A 20693-nucleotide genomic window follows, 5' to 3' on the forward strand; every position below is an offset into this window, starting at 1 on the left:
TACACCTAATCCTACTGCTAATGTTGAAGCTAATACTGTTTTTTTCATTTTTGATTAAATCCTCCTACAAGTTTGTTTTTATATTTTTAAGATTTATTTTTACTGTGATATTGAAACCAACTATTTTTTGTATAATCCAATGCTGTTTCAACCAATTTCCAGTAAATACTATAACATCCATAAAAACCTTGTAGGTTACAGCGAAATTAAAAAACCCCCATGCATTTTACATAATAATTACATAAAATTGAATGAAAATTAAAAGATATTTTGTAAAAAAACCTATTACTAAAGTGAATAAAGTACTTTTTAAACTTATTTTTTCTGTAACATAATTGTAATTAGTGTGACAATTATCCTAGTTAGTCAGTTTGCTATTTTATATATTTAAAAAACCGTTCAATGATTAAAATTGAACGGTCTCCCCATTATATTCATTATGATAATGCTATTTTAATATGCGCTAAATGATGCTCTTCGTGCCAAGCTAATTTAGCAACTTTAGTAGCAACAGATATTTCTCCGCTTCCTCTTAATGTAAATGTACGATTCAAATCACTTTCTGTTAAATGATTGCCAATAGCTATAATACGTTCATTTATACCTTCTAACATTTTAAGGGAACATTCTATAGGCAGTTGACTATCAGCAAGTTTTGCCCACTCATCTTGAATAAAAGGATCAACAACTGGATTCGTATCTGTTAGCGCCAATTTTAAGCGTTGAAACATATTTAATTGGGAATCTGCTATATGATGAACGAGTTGTCGCACAGTCCAACTTTTGTCTCGATATTGCTTGTTTAATGCTTCATCATTTAAATGAGCTACAGTTTGTCTCAGTCTATATGCATACGACTCAATTTCGCTAAGACATTTTTGAATATCTTCTAATGTTACTTTATTTGGCACTTCTAATTCACCAATTGGAAATCTGACATCCATATTAATCACCTTTTTTATTTATTAAATGTTTAATAACATCTTTAATTTTTTCATTAGTAATGCTATTGCCTATTTATGACTATTTAAACTTTCATACTATTTATTGTAGAAGTTAGGAATGCATATACTCATATTCATAACAAAAGTATTCTCCCTAGTTATTACCATAAATTTTATAAAATTAATGATATGACAAATACATAATTAGTAAATTTTTATGAACTTTCCTAAATTATAATGATACAACTTAATAAAATTTGTAATATTATTGTGAAGGATTTAACAAGGGAGTGGGAATTTATGAGTAAAGATTCATCTACCAAGTCTACATCTAATTTCAAGCCATTTTGGTTAATCACAAGTATGATTATCTTAATCACGATTTTGTTATTACCTACACCAGAAAGTTTACCGCTTATGGCTAAAAGCGCATTAGCAATATTGCTATTTGCAGTCATATTATGGGTTACTGAAGCAGTGACTTATCCAGTTTCTGCAGTCATGATTGTTGGACTCATTATTCTATTAATAGGTTTCAGTCCGGTACAAAATTTATCTGAATCGCTAGGCTACCCTCAGTCAAATGGTAAAATATTGAAGGGAGATTCACTTTTTGGAACAGGTAATGCTTTAAAACTTGCATTTAGTGGGTTTTCCACCAGTGCATTAGCTTTAGTTGCAGCTGCTCTTTTTTTAGCAACAGCTATGCAAATTACACAACTTCATAAAAGACTTGCACTAATTGTACTTTCCGTAGCAGGCAATAAGACAAATCGTATCGTTATTGGAACGATATTAGTAGCAATATTTTTAGCATTTTTCGTTCCCTCTGCTACTGCACGAGCAGGTGCTGTTATTCCTATATTATTAGGAATGATAACAGCATTCGGCGTTGCTAAACAAAGTAAATTAGCCGGACTTTTAGTTATCACGGCTGTGCAAGCAGTTTCTATATGGAATATTGGTATTAAAACTGCAGCTGCACAAAACATTGTCGCAATTAATTTTATTAATGATCAGTTAAATACTGATATATCGTGGGGACAGTGGTTCTTATATGCTGGACCATGGTCCATGTTAATGTCAATTGCGCTTTATTTTATCATGCTTAAAGTCATGCCCCCAGAAGAAAAAGAACTTTCGGGAGGCAAATCATTAATTCAGCAACAGTTAAAAGCTATGGGACCTATAACTGCTAAAGAATGGCGTCTAATTAGCATATCCATCATTTTATTAATACTTTGGTCTACCGAAAAGATATTACATCCTATTGATTCATCTTCAATCATTTTATTAGCATTGGCTATTATGTTAACTCCTAAAATTGGTGTCATGTCCTGGAAAGAAGCTGAAAGTCGTATAACATGGGGAACAATTATTGTATTTGGCGTCGGCATATCTTTAGGAAATGTACTATTAAAAACTACAGCCGCCCAATGGTTGAGTGATCAAACCTTTGGTATCATGGGTTTAAACCATTATCCTCTTGTAGTAACCATTGCATTAATTGCACTTTTCAATATTTTAATACACTTAGGTTTTGCAAGTGCAACAAGCTTAGCATCAGCACTAATACCTGTATTTATTTCACTAACTACTACGTTAGATTTAGGAAATCAGTCTATTGGATTTGTACTCATACAGCAATTCGTTATCAGCTTTGGTTTCTTATTACCCGTAAGCTCACCACAATCAATGTTGGCCTATGGTACAGAAACATTTACAGTTAAAGATTTTTTAAAAACAGGGATACCTATAACCGTTATTGGCTATTTACTTATTATTTTATTTAGTGCTACTTATTGGCATTGGCTCGGATTAATTTAATGTAAAAAATTATTCTCTATAATAGACTCGACATTGCTAACATTAGCGAATGATTGAACCATTATAATGAATAACAGGCTGAGACGATTATTTGTCACAGCCTGTTAATATTAATGATAGCTATATAAAATGATACAAACACTCTATTATGTTAAAACGCGTTTTGATTAAGCCATTGACCGCCGTCCATTGTCATACAAGCACCATTAATGTAATTTGCCTCTTCAGAAAATAAAAACTTAGCTAATCCTGCAATTTCTTCTGGTTGCCCCATGCGTCCTAAAGGCACACTGTTCAATGTTTGTTGACGTGCGTCTTCCGATAAACTAAGTTTTCCAGAGCCCCCTGTATTATCTATAGGGCCTGGCGCAATAGCATTTACAGTAATGCCATACTTTGAACCCCACTCTACAGCGAGCGTTCTTGTCATAGCTAACACACCCGCTTTTGCACTAGCAGAATGTACAACACCTGGCCCTGAACGCCATGCATATGTTGCCACCATATTGATAATACGACCGTGATGCCCTTGTTCAATCCATTTTTTTCCAACAGCCTGTGTGCAATGCCAAGTTCCATTTAACACAATATCTACCACAGAATGCCAACCATTCGTCGATAGTTCTTCCGCAGCACATATAAAGTTGCCAGCTGCGTTATTCACCAAACCATCTATCTTTCCAAAAGTATTAATGGCTTCATCCACTGTATACTGCACGCGTTCAACATCACGAACATCCATATCAATACATAAAATTTGTCCTTCTCGGTGTTCGATTTCTTTTTTAGTTGCTTCTAAACGTTCTAACGATCTACCTGTTATAACAACATTCGCACCTTCTTCAGCAAAACGTTTCGCCATTGCTTTCCCCATACCACTACTTCCACCTGTCACCATTATCACTTTATCTTTCATTATAGTGTCTCCTTTATCAATCAATTTAGTAAGCGCTTACATTTTATTGATAAGTATAACAAAGTTTCACTGATTTTTCTTATAAAATGATAAAGACCTATGATTGATAAACATCATTTTATATCTATGTTTCATATGAAACATTTTACTGATTAAATAATTGAAATGTTAAAAGTAAGTGTAAAAACATAAATTAAGACCTCTAATTTTTATTTCTAATCTATTTATATTTTATTAAGTCATATTTGATTGAAATTTATAGAAATTATAATGTAATATTACTATGTAACAATTATTATCACTTACTTTTAATGATTTATACTTGAAATATAGGGTAAATTATTAAAAGTATGCTCACATATTCCAAATAGGAATGTGTTATATGATTAATATGTATTTTTACATGTGAGAGTCGCGTAATATAATAGTAAATAAAGACATAAGATGAGTGACAATGTATGACAAATTGTTACTGATGTTATTAAGAATGAAAGGTGAGGAACTATGGCTAAAACTGAGTCAAAAGACGTCATTCTTATTGGCGCCGGTGTATTAAGTACTACTTTTGGTTCTATGCTTAATGAGCTTGAACCAAATTGGAACATTAAACTGTACGAACGTTTAGATCGTCCTGGTGACGAAAGCTCAAACGAACGTCATAACGCAGGTACAGGACATGCTGCACTTTGTGAATTGAACTATACAGTTCAGCAACCTGATGGTTCAATTGATATTGAAAAAGCAAAAGAGATTAATGAACAATTTGAAATCTCTAAACAATTCTGGGGCTATTTAGTTAAAAATAACTATATCGAAAACCCTAGAGAATTCATTCATCCATTACCACACATTAGTTTTGTAAGAGGTAAAAATAACGTTAAATTTTTAAAAGACCGTTATGAAGCAATGAAAAACTTCCCTATGTTTGATAATATCGAATATACTGAAGACATTGAAGAAATGAAAAAATGGATTCCATTAATGATGCAAGGTCATAGCGCAAGCGATATTATGGCTGCCAGCAAAATTAATGAAGGTACTGACGTAAACTTTGGTGAATTAACTCGTAAAATGGCGAGAAACCTTGAAAAAAATCCAAAAGTAGAAGTTCAATACCATCATGAAGTACTTGATTTCAATAGACGTAACGATGGTAAATGGGAAGTTCAAATCCGTAACGCAAATACTGGCGAAACACAAACACAGTTAGCTGATTATGTATTTATCGGTGCTGGTGGTGCTGCTATCCCATTACTACAAAAAACAGGTATCCCTGAAAGTAAAAACTTAGGTGGATTCCCTATCACAGGTCAATTCTTAACATGTACAAATCCAAATGTGATTGAAGAACATGGTGCCAAAGTGTATGGTAAAGAACCACCAGGCACACCACCAATGACAGTGCCACATTTAGACACACGTTTCATTAATGGCCAAAAAACATTATTATTTGGACCGTTCGCAAGTATTGGTCCTAAATTCTTAAAATATGGTTCAAACTTAGATTTATTTAAATCTGTTAAACCAAGCAACATCACAACATTATTAGCAGCGGCAGCGAAAAACTTACCGCTACTTAAATATTCATTTGACCAAATTTTAATGACAAAAGAAGGTTGCATGAACCACTTACGTACTTTCTATCCAGAAGCACGCGATGAAGATTGGCAATTATATACTGCCGGCAAACGTGTTCAAGTGATTAAAGATACTGAAGAATATGGTAAAGGCTTCATCCAATTCGGAACAGAAGTTGTAAACTCTGAAGATCATTCTGTAATTGCATTACTTGGTGAATCACCAGGAGCATCAACATCTGTATCTGTTGCATTAGAAGTATTAGAGAAAAACTTCTCTGAATATAAAAATGATTGGGAACCTAAGATCAAAAAAATGATACCTTCTTATGGTAAATCATTAATTGAAGATGTTGATTTAATGAGAAAAACTCGTCAACAAACTTCAAAAGATCTTGAATTAAATTATTACGAATAAACTTTTGATTGCTTAAGTGTAAAAACTAAAATGAACTGAGATTAAGATAGTGTTAAACACTTATTTATGAACCTACAATAACAGTTTATTTTCAAAACACATCTTTCAAGATGTGTTTTGAAATATTTTATCATTACTAAATGTTTATTGGTTCTTTAATCTTTGTTGTTCATTGGTATTTTTTAGAAATACTTTGTTATCATTGATTCACTTAAAGGAGCGAAATGTATGAAAAAATTATTAATTGTTGTGGCTGTAGGCGCATTAGCATTTGCAGGTCTTAAACGTTATCAACAACATGTAAACAAAGCACCAAATATTGAATATTAATAAATCATGTGAGCCAACATAGGTATAACTTACCTATGTTGGCTTTTTTATTATTGTTATATAAACAGTGCTTCTATAAATTTTTTGACCATTTTCTGCATTATATATCCCCCTTGGCAAACCCACTCCTACACGTTTTCACAATCACATTTTTATATTTCCCTTTTGTAATATCTAACGATTCAATTCGACTCACCTATTTAATTTATCGTTATTCGATAAAAAAGTATTGATTTTCGATATATTTTAGTTATAATGAACTTAACAAATAAAAAGGAGCGTCAATATGTCTACAATTAAAAGCAAACGTTTTAGTATTTTAGTCAAAACGTTAACTATTTTAGCAACTATCGCTTTGGTCTTAACATCTCTTAGTATGTTACCAATTATTATCGCAATTATAGCGCTATTAATCATTCCTTCCTCGTTTATTAACTCACAATTAGATAAAGCAAATAAACCTTTTTGGGTAGATTCATTAGGACTAAATTCACATGAAATTACAAAACATGATCTCAATAGTATTACTTTTCCCAAACCATCTGTTATATTAATGCTATTATTAATAATTGTATTAATTGCAATCTATATTCTGGTGATTACATATGTCAGAAAATGGCTTAAAAATGTTAGCAGAGGACAAATTTTTACAGATAAAAATGCAAACATCATTATTTTAATTTCTTATTGTTTTATTGTATTAGGTGTATTTGAGGCATTTATTGAATTGGCAAGTAATTTTATGGTTTATAATTTTTTAGGGCAAAATGCTAAATTGTATGCACTGATAGATAAAGATATCGAAACCTTTGCAGATTTCTTTTTTAATTTTAATTTCACACTTATTTTAGCGGGTATCGTTATTTGGATTATAGGAAATGTTTTTAAATATGGTGCATTCTTACAAAATGAGTTTGATTATACCGTTTAGGAGATTAGATAAATGATTGTAGTTAGATTAGATCGAATATTAGCCGATAGAAAAAAGAAACTCAGTGAATTAGCAAATGAAATTGATATTACTGTAGCAAATTTATCGAATTTGAAAACAGGCAAAGCAAAAGCAATACGTTTTTCAACATTAGATGCCATATGTAAAGCGCTCGATTGTCAGCCTGCAGACATTATAGAATACACAGAGTCTGAGGAGTAAACCAAAATTTATTTAAATTCACAAGTCAACTTATTTTTATCATAGTTAAACCTTTGGCTTAATCCCACATAGCAGTTAGGCTCCCGCTTGTATTAGTTCAGACTAACCGGGCGTCTAAGATTATATTGAAACAGAAAACAGGAGTGGAACTTACTTATTACTTTGTTCCACTCCTGTTTTTTAATGTGTTTTAATATTTAATCCTCTATAGCGATTGAGTGCACCACAGAATTCTTGTTTTCTCGGCAATGCTAAATTACCAGGATGTCCTTGATGAGGTGATATGATATCAAGCCCTTTATCACTAATCAAATCAAAAATTTTATCAGCTGCTTGAGATGTCGTATCTTGTTCATTCAACAAATTACTTTGATAATAATCTATCATGGTTGCTATGCAATTCGTTTGGCTAGCATCGACAAGTTGTTCTAATCCTGAAATATTAATTCGTTCTTTGCCATATAAAATCGTATGCATACCTTTTACTTTAAAACGACGATCTTTACCTTTATTTGAAAAACTAGATTTCAGTGGTATTCTTTGTGAAGTTTGTCCGAATTGGCTAAGTGACGCTTCATCTTTTGAGTGACTATCTTCGCTAGCAATTGCTTTGGCTTTACGGGTAACGTCTTTTAATACATATTCATCCATCATTAATACTTGATCAGCCACATCGAAGTAATCACCAGAACCTCCTACAATTAGAATTGTTGAAACATGATAATCATGGTATAGAGATTTTACTTTCATAGCGAAAGGCGTGATGGGCTCTTTTTCGGGTGCGATTAATTTTTGCATTCTGCTATCTCTAATCATAAAATTTGTTGCAGACGTATCTTCATCTATTAATAATAACGACGCTTGAGATTCTAAGGCTTCTATAACATTTGCTGCTTGTGATGTACTACCGCTCGCATTTTCAGTAGAAAATTGAATAGTATCTTTTTTTCCTGGTAAATTATTTATAAAAGGCTCAATATTTACTTTCTCGATATTTCTTCCATCTTCAGCTCGGATTTTCATCGCATCATCACACGTAATAATGAGTTCACGTCCATCACCTGGAATATGGTGATATACACCACGCTCTAAAGCTTCTAGTAGCGTTGATTTACCATGAAATCCACCGCCAACAATGAGTGTAATGCCTTTAGGTATGCCCATACCACTAACTGTCTTTCCACTAGGTAAATTCAATTGAATTTCAAATTCTTGTGGACTTTGGAATGTTACAGCGTCAGGTAAAGGTGTGTCAGACACACCACTTTTCCTAGGTAATATAGAATCATTCGCTACAAATGCAACTAAATTCTGTCGTGACAGTGCATTGCGTATAAATACTTGATCTATCATCGTAGTCACTTGCTCATTTAATGCAGCTCGATTGATATGTTTATACAATAATGCTTTTTCTACTATTTCAGGTAGTAAATCTATGAAAATATGATGGGCAACTTTTCCTAAAATCTTTCTTCCTGCTGCTGGTAACCCTACTTCAAAACGAACTTCAATTTCGCTATGAGTAATGACTACAGAAGTGCGTTGTAATATTTCTTGGCCACAGTGATCTATAAAAATATCCGGTCTCTTTTTAGAGACTTGATCAGATTTAAGCACTTTGCTAATACTTTTGCTAAACGCCCTTGTCAAAAAATCAGATACAGCAATTTTTTTATTTTCTGTATCTAATAATTCATCGGGGATATTGGCAATATGACGCTGCATTTTAGCACGTACTTTAGATGGTGGTGCGTAAGGATCTGCTTGTATATGATCTATAATTAAATGGAATTTATCAAAAGCATATTCACCTTTAAGTCGTTTATATGCACCATATTTTTGTCCATCTAATGATTTTAATAACTTTCCGAATTCCAATGTGTTTTTCAAAAGGAACACTCCTTTAACATAGGTTAATACTCTTTTATTTCATACCCAGACTACCGAAGCAGTGAAACTAACTCCAGTAATAAATGTTAGTTTACTTTATAAAAGGAACACTTTATAAACTATATTCTCTCGTTTTTTTCCGTTTCGTCATCTTGTGTATCGTCATTAATATTAATTTTCATGAAAAATCCCCACAAAAAGTTAACTTTTAATTACTAATTTATGTGGGTATTTTTAAAATTTAGGAAGGAATTTCTGTACGTTTTGTACTGTGCTTTCTAATAATAGCTGCAATCAGTGCAGAAACAGCACCGAAAATCATAAATCCGATAAACATCCACATCGTTGTATCTAATTGAATACTTCCATGTAAATATAAAATTTCTCTTAATGAGTTTGCATAATGAGCAAATGGGTTCCAATCGACAATATATTTTTGATAAAAATCAGGCAACATTTGTTTTGGCAGTGTTACTAATTGCATACTGAAAAACATTAATAAGAAAAAGATTGGGACAGATTTCAAACCTAACCAAGTCATCGTGCCTAGAATTAATCCGACAAATCCCATGATTGCTAATGCAATAAATGTAGCTGTTGTATTAGGCGCACTGAAATTAAAATCTAATACTATCTTCATAAAGTACACGTACGTGAACGCTCCCACAAAAGCCGTAACAATTGTCATAGCAATTTGCCCTAGTGATGCAATGATGCGGTGTTGTATCGTTATGTTATTACTTGTTCTAAATGCAAAGAATAATAATACTGAAATAATAATTGATCCCATCCAAACAGGCATAAACATTAAGAACGGACCATTGCCACCTGCTTGATGACTACTTATTTTATTTACTTTTTCATTATCTACTTTAACTGGATGCGTTAAACTTTGAATATCCGATGGTTTTAAATCAATGTTTTGCTTTTCTAAAATACCCAAGCTTTGTTTGGTAATTTGTTGGTTCATGTTATCACCCATGCCTTTTAAAACTTGAGAAGACATTTGTGAAACTTGTGTTCCTGCACCATCATTGATAAATGTTTTAAAACTTGCTTTTTGAGGCGTTATTTGTTGATTCTCGCCAGATTGTGACATCTTTTCTTGCATCTTTTTGGCTTGTGCTGCTGGTATTTCTCCAGATTGAACTTTATCTTTCATTTCCTCTTTTTTAGCATCCATCACGATTTTTTGTGTTTTACTTAGCGCATTTTTTGAAAAATCATTTTCTATAACAGCTGCTCCAAAATATTTTTGTTCTTTCATACCTTGTTTTAAATCTTTTTCATTATCAACTTGAATCCATTTAATCGTATTTGAATTACTATCTAGCAATTTATCTTCTAAATTTTCACCTATATTAATCTTGTTACCTTGCATATCAACACCTTTATCGTTGTTAACAATTGCAATTGGAATATCTTTGGGTTTAGGGTTAAATGCTGGATAAAAAGCGACTGAAAATATTACAAATATTAGAATAGCTGCAATCGGTGCAAGCCATAATAACTTATTTTTAAAAATATTCATTTAAGATTCCCTCCTATTTAATAAACAAAGTGTTGAATATTTATCGCATTGTCCATTATAATAATTACTAAATGATATACAATACGCAATGATGTTCAAGACGTTCTTTAATGAACACTTTTGATATAAATGTCTATTAAATACAAAGGAGATTCAACATATGGCAGAAGACAGACGTGTTAGAAAAACACAAAATGCTATTAAACATGCTTTTATACAATTATTAAATGAAAAAGATTTAGATAAAATAACGATTAGTGATATTACACACAAAGCTGATATTAATCGCGGCACTTTTTATCTCCATTATGAAGATAAATACATGTTATTAAACAAAATGGAAAATGATTATATTGAAGAATTGTCTAATACATTAAGCACGAAAGATAAATTTTATGTAGGTATGGATGTAGAAGCATTTGCTCGTATTTTTACTGAAGAAAAGTTAAAAAAAATTATCCTTCATATCGATACAAACTTTGAATTCTATAAAACCATATTTATGTTAGAAAGAAGAAGTCAGTTAGAAACAAAAATAAACCAAGTAATGTATGAAAATATGAAAAAACATTTAGTCACAAAAGATACGGTTGATGGTATTCCGCTAGACTATTTTCATAGTTATGTAGCAGGCGCATCTATTTCTTTCATTAAGTATTGGGTGAAAGATAATCGAAAAATTGATCCACAAACTTTAGTAGAAAGCCTATTTAAAATTGTTTTTTATGGTCCGCTGCGGTTAATGGCAAAAGAACAATACAATATAAGTGAACAATAATAGATATAATCTTGCAACGTGGATAAGAATAACATTTGCAAAACAGTTTAATGTACACTACTGCAAAATGAGTTGAATGCCTATATTTCATAATATCGAACAAAGTGCAGCCGCTTAAAAATAAGAAATATATTCGATTCAACTCTTTTTTACATGTTTCGTTTTGGTCATAGTATATTAGCACATGAATATTGAACCCTCTTCAAAACGTAGCTGCAATTTAATTCTTTTTTATCTAACACCTACAATTATTTACAACTTTTACTTGTTCCCCCTCTCTAAAATTCAACAAATTTATATCATTTTCTTATTTTTAACGATAGTCTCTTCCATAACATATTAGATAATGCTAATATGTTATATATTAAGTTTTCCTAATATGAGGTGTTCAAAATGAATAGTAATGATTTTACATTACAAGCACGTTTTTTACATGGACTTTCTAATAAAGTTAGATTAACTATTTTAGAATTATTAAAGGTGTCCGAAATGACGGTTAACGAAATTGTTTCAAGCTCAAAAATGAGCCAATCCAGCATTTCTCAACACTTAGCTTGTTTAAAAGAATGTGGTTTAGTAACTGCTAGACAAGATGGTAAATATATATATTACCAAATTAAAAATCCATATATTTTAGAATTATTGAGCCTGGTTGATCATATCGTAGAAGAAACAAAAGATGATATTATCACTTGCAAATACCATAATAACTTAAGAATGGATGATGCTAATGAATAAATCGTCTGATGTTTGTTGCACTAACACTTGTCAAAATACGAACAATGAAAAAGTATCAAAAAATATAACAAACGAATCCGATACATTACAGAAATTTACTTTTCAAGTTAATGGTATCGATTGTAGTTCTTGTGCCACAACGATAGAAAAAGCACTCTTACCATTAGATGATGTTTATAATCCAAAAGTTAACTTCTCTACTGGCAAATTAACAGCAGAAGTGAGTACTACAGATACGACTAACCAAATTGTAAAAACAGTCGAAAAACTAGGCTATGGGATTCAAAACACTCAATCGCAATCAACACAAACCACTTTTATTATCAAAGGCATGGACTGCGGAAACTGTGCTAAAACCGTTGAAAAGCATGTGTTGAACCTTCCGTATGTTAAAGATGCACAAGTTAACTTTTCTACAGGTAAACTACAAGCTACTACGGAAGGACAAAATGAAAAGAATATAATAAAAGAAGTAGCGAAAATTGGTTATACTGCAATTTTACAAAATAATAAAACAGATAATGATCAGAAAATAAGATTGTTTATCAAACCCATCATTTCTGCTGCATTCATTTTACTTGGACTATTAATGTCAATAACATCACTACCAATTGAAATTGCTAATATTTTATATACAGTTGCCATATTGGTTAGCGGACTTAAACCATTTAAAAGTGCATTTTATTCACTAAAATCTAAAAGTTTGGATATGAACGTTTTAATGACTGTCGCAGTTATTGGTGCTATGCTGATAGGTGAATTTTTCGAAGGTGCTATTGTTATTTTCCTATTCACAATTGGTACTTTATTACAAACAATTTCGATAGATAAAACAAGAAATTCCATTCAATCACTCATGGAATTAACACCTAATACTGCCAACTTATATACCCAAAAAGGTATTATCTCTAAAGACTTACATGAGATTCACGTTGGCGATATTATTCTTGTGAAGCCAGGAGAACGCATACCATTAGACGGCACCATTACAGAAGGAACGTCTAGCTTAAATCAATCACCGATTACCGGAGAATCTATACCTGTTGATAAAAAGACGAATGATGATGTTTATGCTGGTTCTATTAATGAAAATGGTACATTAAAAATTAAAGTTACTACATTAGTAGAAGATACAACACTTTCAAAAATCATTGAGATGGTAGAAGCAGCACAAGAAAATAAAGCACCTGCCCAAGCATTTATAGACAAGTTTTCAGAAATTTACACACCTGTTGCTTTTGTATTAGCACTATTAGTAATGCTCATACCACCTATACTTACATTAGGCTCCTGGGGTGAATGGTTCTATAAAGGACTAGAGTTACTAGTTATCGCTTGTCCATGTGCGTTAGTCATTTCAACGCCTGTTGCTATAGTGACAGCAATCGGTAACGCAGCAAAAAATGGTGTACTTATTAAAGGCGGTAATTATTTAGAAGCATTAGGTTCTTTAAATGCAATAGCATTTGATAAAACAGGAACACTCACTGAAGGAAAACCTAAGGTAACAGCTGTTAAGCATATGGAAAGTGACGAACAAACACTATTACAGCTTGCACTTAGCTTGGAAGCTTATTCAACACACCCTATCAGTAAAGCTATTGTTGACTACACCTCTAAATTAAATATTTCACCAAAACATGTTAGTGATTTTGAAAATATAACTGGCAAAGGTATAAAAGGTATAATAGATAATCAAACCGTTTACGCCGGCAATCAAAGCTTGATTGAGTCTATCAATCCTAAAATCAAAACGCATGCATCAATGTTTAGTGATTATGAAAAGCAAGGTTACACCATCATTATCATATCCTCTAAGACAACTTTTTATGGTTTGATCACTATAGAAGATCCATTAAGAGAAAATATAAAAGCAACTATGCATCAGTTGCAAGAATACAACATTAAAAATACCGTTATGTTAACTGGTGATAATCAAGAGACCGCAAACAAAATTGCAGCTCTTGCAGGCATTCGCGAAACTTATGCAAAATTAATGCCTAAAGATAAATTATCAGCAATTGAAGACTTACAAAAACGTGGTTATCGTGTTGGTATGATTGGCGATGGTATCAATGATGCACCTGCACTTGCCCAAAGTGATGTAGGAATTGCTATGGGAGGCGTTGGTTCTGATACCGCAATGCAAACAGCAAATATTGTTTTAATGTCAGATAACTTACAACAACTTCCAAAATCTATCTCAATTAGTAAAAAAGCTAAAACAATTATTAAGCAAAATATTTACTTTTCAGTAATTATCAAATTAATTGCTTTTATATTGGTATTTCCTGGGTTATTAACTTTATGGTTAGCTGTTCTAAGTGACACTGGAGCTGCTATCCTAGTTATTTTAAATTCATTGAGATTATTAAAATTTAAAAAAGATAAGCAAAAAGCGAGCACTTAAACTGTGCTCGCTTTTTATAATTTTTATATTAATACAAACTTTTTTCCTACTAAAATAAAATTTCATAATAAGATTAAAGAATAAATTTTGACTATTGAACACCTTCTCAACTATATTTAATATGTAAGCATTCGAAATCATATAACTAAGGGAATGTTTTATTATGAAAATTACTAAAATATTAAATAATAACGTTGTGCTATCTAAAATTAATGGGAATGAGCGCATCGTCATGGGAAACGGCTTAGCATTTGGTAAGAAAAACGGCCAACAATTAGAACGTGATAAAATTGAAAAAGTGTTTCGCTTAACAAGTCAAGATCAAGAACGCATGTTAACTTTATTAGATGAAATCAATCAAGATGTCCTTTTAGTCAGCGAACAAATCATTAAAGAAGCTAATAAACTTTATGATTCACCTATTTCAGAATCGATATATATCGCATTAACTGACCATATAAATTATGCCATCGAACGCACACATGAAGGTTTTGATATCAAAAATCCATTACTTTATGAAATACGCACGCTTTACCCCAAAGAATATGACGTAGCCCGTGATGGATTACACAAAATCAATCAATATTTCAATGTAACGTTGCCAAAAGATGAAATTGGATTTATTGCCATGCATATTGTGAATGCTAGTTTAGATGAAAATATTGCAAATATTTATGAAATTACTAAAATCACTAAAAGTATTGTTGATATTGTTCGTTATCATTTCAATCTATCTATCAACGAAGATGAACTCAATTATTCCAGATTTATGACACACATAAAGTTTTTTAGCCAAAGATTAATTAATCAACAATCTTTAAGTGAAGTTACAGATGAAAACTTACTTGATGTTTTAAGACAAAAGTATGCTAAATCCGATGTTTGTGTCGATAAAATAGCAGATTTTTTATTCAAACATTATAACCACAAAATATCTAACGATGAACGTGTTTATTTAATCTTGCATATCGCAAGACTGCTAAAATAGCAAATGTAAGCGTTGACATTTATTTTTATAGAGACTATACTGTGTTTAAACTTATATATTGTTACTTTTGATGTTGCTATCAACGTTTGGGGTTGTAACTTTAAGTAGGCAAAACCCAGAGTAATGCATTACGAACCTTTTGTGTAGGGACGTATGTGTATTATTCTGGGTTTTTTTATTTTTTTAGCTTATTACTTGTTTTCAAACTGCTTTAATTTCATTGAGTGGCCACTCAAAATAACATTCAAAAACATGATGTAGCTAGGAAACTAATTAAAAATTGAGGTGAATGAACCAATGAAATATGAAAATTTAGCACAAGAAATTGTTGAAAAAGTTGGTGGTGAAGCAAACATCAACTCGCTTACACATTGTATTACACGCTTACGCTTCAAACTAAAAGATGAGAGCAAAGCCGATACAGAATTTTTAAAAAATCATGATGAAATTGTAACAGTTATGCAATCTAGCGGACAATACCAGGTTGTGATTGGTAACCATGTTCCTGATGTTTACGATGCAATTACTAAAGTGACTCATCTTGATTCAGCTAATGATGATCAATCACAAGAGAAAGGATCAGGTAACATATTAAATCGATTTATTGATTTAATTTCAGGTATCTTCCAACCGATTCTTGGTATTCTTGCGGCTGCTGGGATGATTAAAGGTTTTTCTGCATTATTCTTAGCACTTGGCTGGTTAACAGAATCATCTGGAACATATCAAATATTATTTGCATTAGGTGACGCGTTATTCTATTTCTTCCCAGTATTTTTAGGTTTTACTGCTGCCAAAAAATTTGGTTCCAATCATTTTATTGGGATGGCTATCGGGGCAGCAATTGTGTATCCAACCTTAGTTTCTGCAATGGAGTTTGGAGCAAAAGGCGTGCATACACTTTTCGGTGGAACAATTTTTGAAGTCGAATCAAATTTATCTTTTTTAGGAATTCCAGTAATTTCTATGAATTATACATCTAGTGTTATTCCTATTATAGTAGCTATCTATTTTGCGAGTATTTTGGAAAGAAAATTAAAACGTATTATTCCTGATGTTGTCAAAACATTCTTTGTCCCATTTTTCACCTTGCTAATCATTGTTCCGATAACATTTATCGTAATCGGAACAATATCTTCATGGGTTGCTAATTGGATTGGTTCAGGAGCAATAAACATCTATGGCTTAAGTCCTATATTAGCCGGTTTGCTATTAGGTGCATTTTGGCAAGTCTTTGTCATATTTGGTATTCATTGGGGTCTGGTTGCAATTATGATCAATAATGTTTCTACGTCTGGTTACGATATCATTAACCCCTTAATATTCGCCGCTTCATTTGCTCAAACTGGAATCGTTATTGGGCTTTTCTTAAAAACTAAAAATACTAAACTAAAATCGATATCTTTACCAGCAGCGATATCTGGCATTTTTGGTGTAACAGAGCCTGCAATTTACGGTGTTACTTTACCAAGAAAAAAACTATTTATTTATAGCTGTATCATTAGTGGATTATTTAGTGGGTTCATAGGTTTCGCAGGTACCAAAATGTATTTTATGGGAGGCCTTGGTATCTTTGGTTATACTACGTTTATTGGAGAAAGTGGATTGAACTTTGCATTCTGGGCAACTATTATCGCTTCATTGTTAGCCGTATTAGTGAGTAGTATCGTTGGGTATCTTGTGCACTCTGATAAAAATGAACAAGAAGTCCAAGCTACTGCACCAGAATCAGAACAAAAAAAGGATGATGCCAAAAATAATGCATCAAGCGCTTCAGTTGATGAAGCTATTACTGAACCAAAAGATGATTTTATTGTATCTCCTGTCTCTGGTGAAATGAAAAACCTTGAACTTGTAGATGACCCTGTATTCTCATCTCTTGCAATGGGCAAAGGGATTGCTATTAAACCATCATCTGATACGATTATTGCACCATTTGAGGCAACAGTAGAAAGTTTATTCCCTACTGGTCATGCAATCGGCTTATAATCCAAAAATGGTACAGAATTGCTTATCCATATCGGCATCGATACCGTGAAACTAGACGGCTTAGGTTTTAAGCCACTCGTAAGCCAAGGAGATACAGTTACAGTCAACCAGCCACTGATACAGTTTGACTCACAAAAAATACAAGAAAATGCATATGATGACACTGTAATGATAGTAGTAACAAACACAAACGCAACCAAAGACGTTGTGATAGAAGAACAACAAACAGTTAAAGAAAGAGATTCATTAATTTCTGTCATTTATTAAATATAAGGAGGCAATATCATGTCAGTATTAGGCAAAGATTTTTTATGGGGTGGCGCTATCGCCGCGAACCAAGTTGAAGGTGCGTACGATAAAAATGGTAAAGGGCTTAGTTTGGTAGACCTACTACCAGCAGGAGAAGCGCGTAAAGAACCACTATTCAACCCAGCTAAAGGACTGAATAACACTTTTGATTTTTATCCTAGTCATCAATCGATCGACTTTTATCACCATTATGAAGAAGATATCAAATTATTCGCCGAAATGGGTTTTAAAGCATTACGCTTTTCAATCTCTTGGCCAAGAATTTTTCCAAATGGTGATGAAACAGAACCAAACCAAAAAGGCTTGGCTTTTTATGATAAAATCTTCGAAACTTTAGAAAAATATGGTATTGAGCCCATTGTTACAATCAATCATTTTGATACACCATATTATTTAGCTAAAAATTATGGTGGATGGTATAACCGTAAAACCGTAGATTTCTTTTTAAATTACGCAACTATCCTATTTAAGCGATATAGTAACCAAGTTAAGTATTGGATTACGCATAATGAAATTAACATGATTTTACACATTCCTTATATTGGTGGTGGCTTAATTATTCCAGATATTGAAAATAAAAACCAGGTTATGTACCAAGCCGCACATCATCAACTTATCGCATCAAGCTTAGCCACGAAAATCGCTAAAGAAATTGACAATACAAATCAAATAGGTTGTATGTTGGCTGCTGGTGATGTATATCCAAATACATCTCATCCAAATGATGTGATGGCTGCACTTTCTAAAAATCGAGAACAATATATCTTTATAGATGTTCAAACTCGTGGTGAATACCCTAACTATAGTAAACGTATGTTTGAAGATTTAGATGTTTCCATCGATAAACAAACTGGGGATGATGAAATTTTAAAACAATACACAGTGGACTATATTTCATTTTCTTATTATTCAAGCCGACTTGAAAGCGGTGATGATGAAATCAACCAAAACAAAGAAGCTGGTAATGCTTTTGCTTCTCTTAAAAATCCATACTTAGAAGCATCAAATTGGGGCTGGCAAATTGATCCCGTAAGATTACGCGTGACAATGAATCAAATATATGACCGCTATCAAAAACCTTTATTCATCGTAGAAAATAGCTTAGGTGAAATTGATAGACTTGAAGATGATGGCAGTATTCATGATACTTATAGAATTAAATATTTAAGTGACCACTTAAATCAAATGATCGAAGCGGTAAAAGATGGCGTCCCACTCATTGGATATACTTCATGGGGTTGTATAGATTTAGTTTCAGCAGGTAGTGGAGAAATGAAAAAACGTTATGGTTTTATTTATGTTGATAGAGATAATCAAGGAAATGGTTCATTAAATAGATACCGTAAAGATTCATTCTATTGGTATCAAAAGGTTATTCAAAGTAATGGCGAAAATTTATCATACTAATACAAACAAAGTGAGGTATTTAATATGGAAAATATTAAAGGTTTTAAAAAGAATTTTTTATGTGGTGGCGCAACCGCAGCTAACCAAATAGAAGGCGCATTTAACATTGATGGTAAAGGTTTGTCGAGTGCTGACTTTTCAGAATATGTTCCTAAAAGTCAACGCACAGGTGATAATCATATGGAAGTAACATCAGATTTCATTGATAAAGTTAAATCAGGTCAGTACCAAGGCCACTTCCCTAAACGTGTTGGTATAGATTTTTATCATAACTATAAAGAAGATATTAAGTTGTTTGCTGAAATGGGATTTAAAGCATTTAGAATGTCTATCAATTGGTCACGTATTTTTCCAAAGGGATACGAAAATGAGCCAAACGAAGCGGGGCTTGCATTTTATGATGATGTGTTTAAAACATTAAAATCATATAATATTGAACCTGTTGTAACTTTAAGCCATTATGAGACACCTTTTGGTTTAACTGAAAAATATAATGGTTGGATTAATCGTAAGGTCATTGATCATTTTGTTCACTATGCCGAAACGGTCTTCAATCGTTATAAAAATGATGTAAAATATTGGATAACATTTAACGAAATCAATGTGATTAATATCTCACCTTTTACAGGAGCCGGTATCATTTCAGATAAATTAGATCATCCTATTGCAGCTTCGTATCAAGCACTTCATCATCAGTTTGTAGCATCAGCGTTAGCTACTCAAAAATTAAAAGAGATTGACCCAAGTGCACAAATGGGTTGTATGATCGCAAGGATGAAACATTATCCATATACTTGTAATCCACAAGATGTATTAAAAGCACAACAAGAAGACCAAATGAATTTAATGTATACTGACGTACAGGTTAGAGGGGAATATCCTAATTTTTACAAACAATTTTTAACAGATAACGGCATTGAATTAGATATTCAAGATAATGATTTAGATATCATTAAACAACATACAGTTGACTATCTATCATTTAGCTATTATATGTCGATGTTGTCATCTGTAGCTCCAGAAGGACAAACAACTCAGGGCAACTTGATGAACAGTTTAAAAAACCCTTACTTAGAAGCTTCTGATTGGGGTTGGCAAATTGATCCAATCGGCTTAAGAATTGTTTTAAATGAATTGTGGGATCGCTATAGAGTGCCATTATTTATAGTTGAAAACGGCTTAGGTGCAGTTGATGAAGTTGTTGATGGAAAAATTCACGATGACTATCGCATAGACTATCTAAGTAAACATATGGCTGAAGCAAAAAAAGCTGTCGAAGATGGTGTGGACTTAATAGGCTATCTCTCTTGGGCGCCTATCGATCTGATTTCAATGTCTACAAGCGAGATGTCAAAACGTTATGGCTACATTTATGTTGATCAAGATAACTATGGTAACGGAAGTATGAAACGTATGAAAAAAGATTCTTTTGAATGGTACAAAAATATTATCTCAACGAATGGAGCGTCATTATAGTTTCATAAAAAA

At 32.3% G+C, this 20693-nt stretch carries 15 protein-coding genes and 1 pseudogene; 12 read left to right on the forward strand and 4 right to left on the reverse strand.

The genetic code is table 11. The features are described 5' to 3' along the window. Nucleotides 1-437: 437 nt before the first annotated feature. Nucleotides 438-944 (reverse strand): YfiT family bacillithiol transferase, encoded by a 507-nt coding sequence (locus tag CD032_RS10725; RefSeq protein WP_019469255.1) that lies wholly within the window; start codon nucleotides 942-944, stop codon nucleotides 438-440. Between the two features lie 300 nt (nucleotides 945-1244). Here CD032_RS10725 and CD032_RS10730 point away from each other — a divergent pair, with 300 nt between their 5' ends. Then, nucleotides 1245-2771 carry an SLC13 family permease gene (locus CD032_RS10730; RefSeq protein WP_040030592.1) on the forward strand — a complete coding sequence of 509 codons (1527 nt, stop codon included), beginning with the start codon at nucleotides 1245-1247 and terminating at the stop codon, nucleotides 2769-2771. 151 nt (nucleotides 2772-2922) lie between these two features. Here CD032_RS10730 and fadH read toward each other — a convergent pair whose 3' ends face one another. Then, a complete protein-coding gene (gene fadH, locus CD032_RS10735; protein WP_019469253.1) occupies nucleotides 2923-3687 on the reverse strand; it encodes a 2,4-dienoyl-CoA reductase in 765 nt (254 codons plus the stop codon). Nucleotides 3688-4191: 504 nt separating this feature from the next. Here fadH and lqo point away from each other — a divergent pair. The 4 genes from lqo to CD032_RS10755 all read left to right on the forward strand — a co-directional run bounded on the left by lqo (nucleotide 4192) and on the right by CD032_RS10755 (nucleotide 7165). After that, on the forward strand, nucleotides 4192-5682 hold the full coding sequence (gene lqo, locus CD032_RS10740; protein WP_019469252.1) for an L-lactate dehydrogenase (quinone): 1491 nt from the start codon (nucleotides 4192-4194) through the stop codon (nucleotides 5680-5682). Between the two features lie 228 nt (nucleotides 5683-5910). Then, nucleotides 5911-6012 (forward strand): SE2200 family small protein, encoded by a 102-nt coding sequence (locus CD032_RS10745; RefSeq protein WP_019469251.1) that lies wholly within the window; start codon nucleotides 5911-5913, stop codon nucleotides 6010-6012. 286 nt (nucleotides 6013-6298) lie between these two features. Further along, nucleotides 6299-6943 carry a DUF2975 domain-containing protein gene (locus CD032_RS10750; protein ID WP_019469250.1) on the forward strand — a complete coding sequence of 215 codons (645 nt, stop codon included), beginning with the start codon at nucleotides 6299-6301 and terminating at the stop codon, nucleotides 6941-6943. A gap of 12 nt (nucleotides 6944-6955) precedes the next feature. After that, nucleotides 6956-7165: a helix-turn-helix domain-containing protein gene (locus CD032_RS10755; RefSeq protein WP_019469249.1), complete on the forward strand. Its 210-nt coding sequence runs from the start codon at nucleotides 6956-6958 to the stop codon at nucleotides 7163-7165. A gap of 180 nt (nucleotides 7166-7345) precedes the next feature. Here CD032_RS10755 and CD032_RS10760 read toward each other — a convergent pair whose 3' ends face one another. Both CD032_RS10760 and CD032_RS10765 read right to left on the reverse strand, forming a co-directional pair. Then, entirely contained in the window at nucleotides 7346-9055 is a 1710-nt protein-coding gene (locus tag CD032_RS10760) for an ABC-ATPase domain-containing protein (RefSeq protein WP_064264398.1), read from the reverse strand. A 241-nt stretch (nucleotides 9056-9296) separates the two neighbouring features. Further along, nucleotides 9297-10586, reverse strand: a complete 1290-nt coding sequence (locus tag CD032_RS10765) for a YhgE/Pip domain-containing protein (protein ID WP_103211475.1) — start codon at nucleotides 10584-10586, stop codon at nucleotides 9297-9299. A gap of 160 nt (nucleotides 10587-10746) precedes the next feature. Here CD032_RS10765 and CD032_RS10770 point away from each other — a divergent pair, with 160 nt between their 5' ends. From CD032_RS10770 to CD032_RS10800, 7 genes and pseudogenes are all read left to right on the forward strand, one after another. Continuing rightward, nucleotides 10747-11364 carry a TetR/AcrR family transcriptional regulator gene (locus CD032_RS10770; RefSeq protein WP_019469246.1) on the forward strand — a complete coding sequence of 206 codons (618 nt, stop codon included), beginning with the start codon at nucleotides 10747-10749 and terminating at the stop codon, nucleotides 11362-11364. A gap of 393 nt (nucleotides 11365-11757) precedes the next feature. Beyond that, nucleotides 11758-12102 (forward strand): ArsR/SmtB family transcription factor, encoded by a 345-nt coding sequence (locus CD032_RS10775; RefSeq protein WP_040030586.1) that lies wholly within the window; start codon nucleotides 11758-11760, stop codon nucleotides 12100-12102. Then, entirely contained in the window at nucleotides 12095-14512 is a 2418-nt protein-coding gene (locus CD032_RS10780) for a heavy metal translocating P-type ATPase (protein WP_019469244.1), read from the forward strand. Before CD032_RS10775 ends, CD032_RS10780 begins: the two co-directional genes overlap by 8 nt. A gap of 163 nt (nucleotides 14513-14675) precedes the next feature. Next, nucleotides 14676-15500 carry a BglG family transcription antiterminator LicT gene (licT, locus tag CD032_RS10785; protein ID WP_026034794.1) on the forward strand — a complete coding sequence of 275 codons (825 nt, stop codon included), beginning with the start codon at nucleotides 14676-14678 and terminating at the stop codon, nucleotides 15498-15500. Between the two features lie 297 nt (nucleotides 15501-15797). Next, nucleotides 15798-17756 (forward strand): annotated as a pseudogene (locus tag CD032_RS10790) (beta-glucoside-specific PTS transporter subunit IIABC). Nucleotides 17757-17774: 18 nt separating this feature from the next. Beyond that, nucleotides 17775-19205, forward strand: a complete 1431-nt coding sequence (locus CD032_RS10795) for a 6-phospho-beta-glucosidase (protein WP_103211476.1) — start codon at nucleotides 17775-17777, stop codon at nucleotides 19203-19205. A 24-nt stretch (nucleotides 19206-19229) separates the two neighbouring features. Next, nucleotides 19230-20681: a glycoside hydrolase family 1 protein gene (locus tag CD032_RS10800; RefSeq protein WP_064264401.1), complete on the forward strand. Its 1452-nt coding sequence runs from the start codon at nucleotides 19230-19232 to the stop codon at nucleotides 20679-20681. Nucleotides 20682-20693 lie beyond the last annotated feature (12 nt).

The organism is Staphylococcus cohnii subsp. cohnii (assembly GCF_002902365.1).
GTDB lineage: Bacteria > Bacillota > Bacilli > Staphylococcales > Staphylococcaceae > Staphylococcus > Staphylococcus cohnii.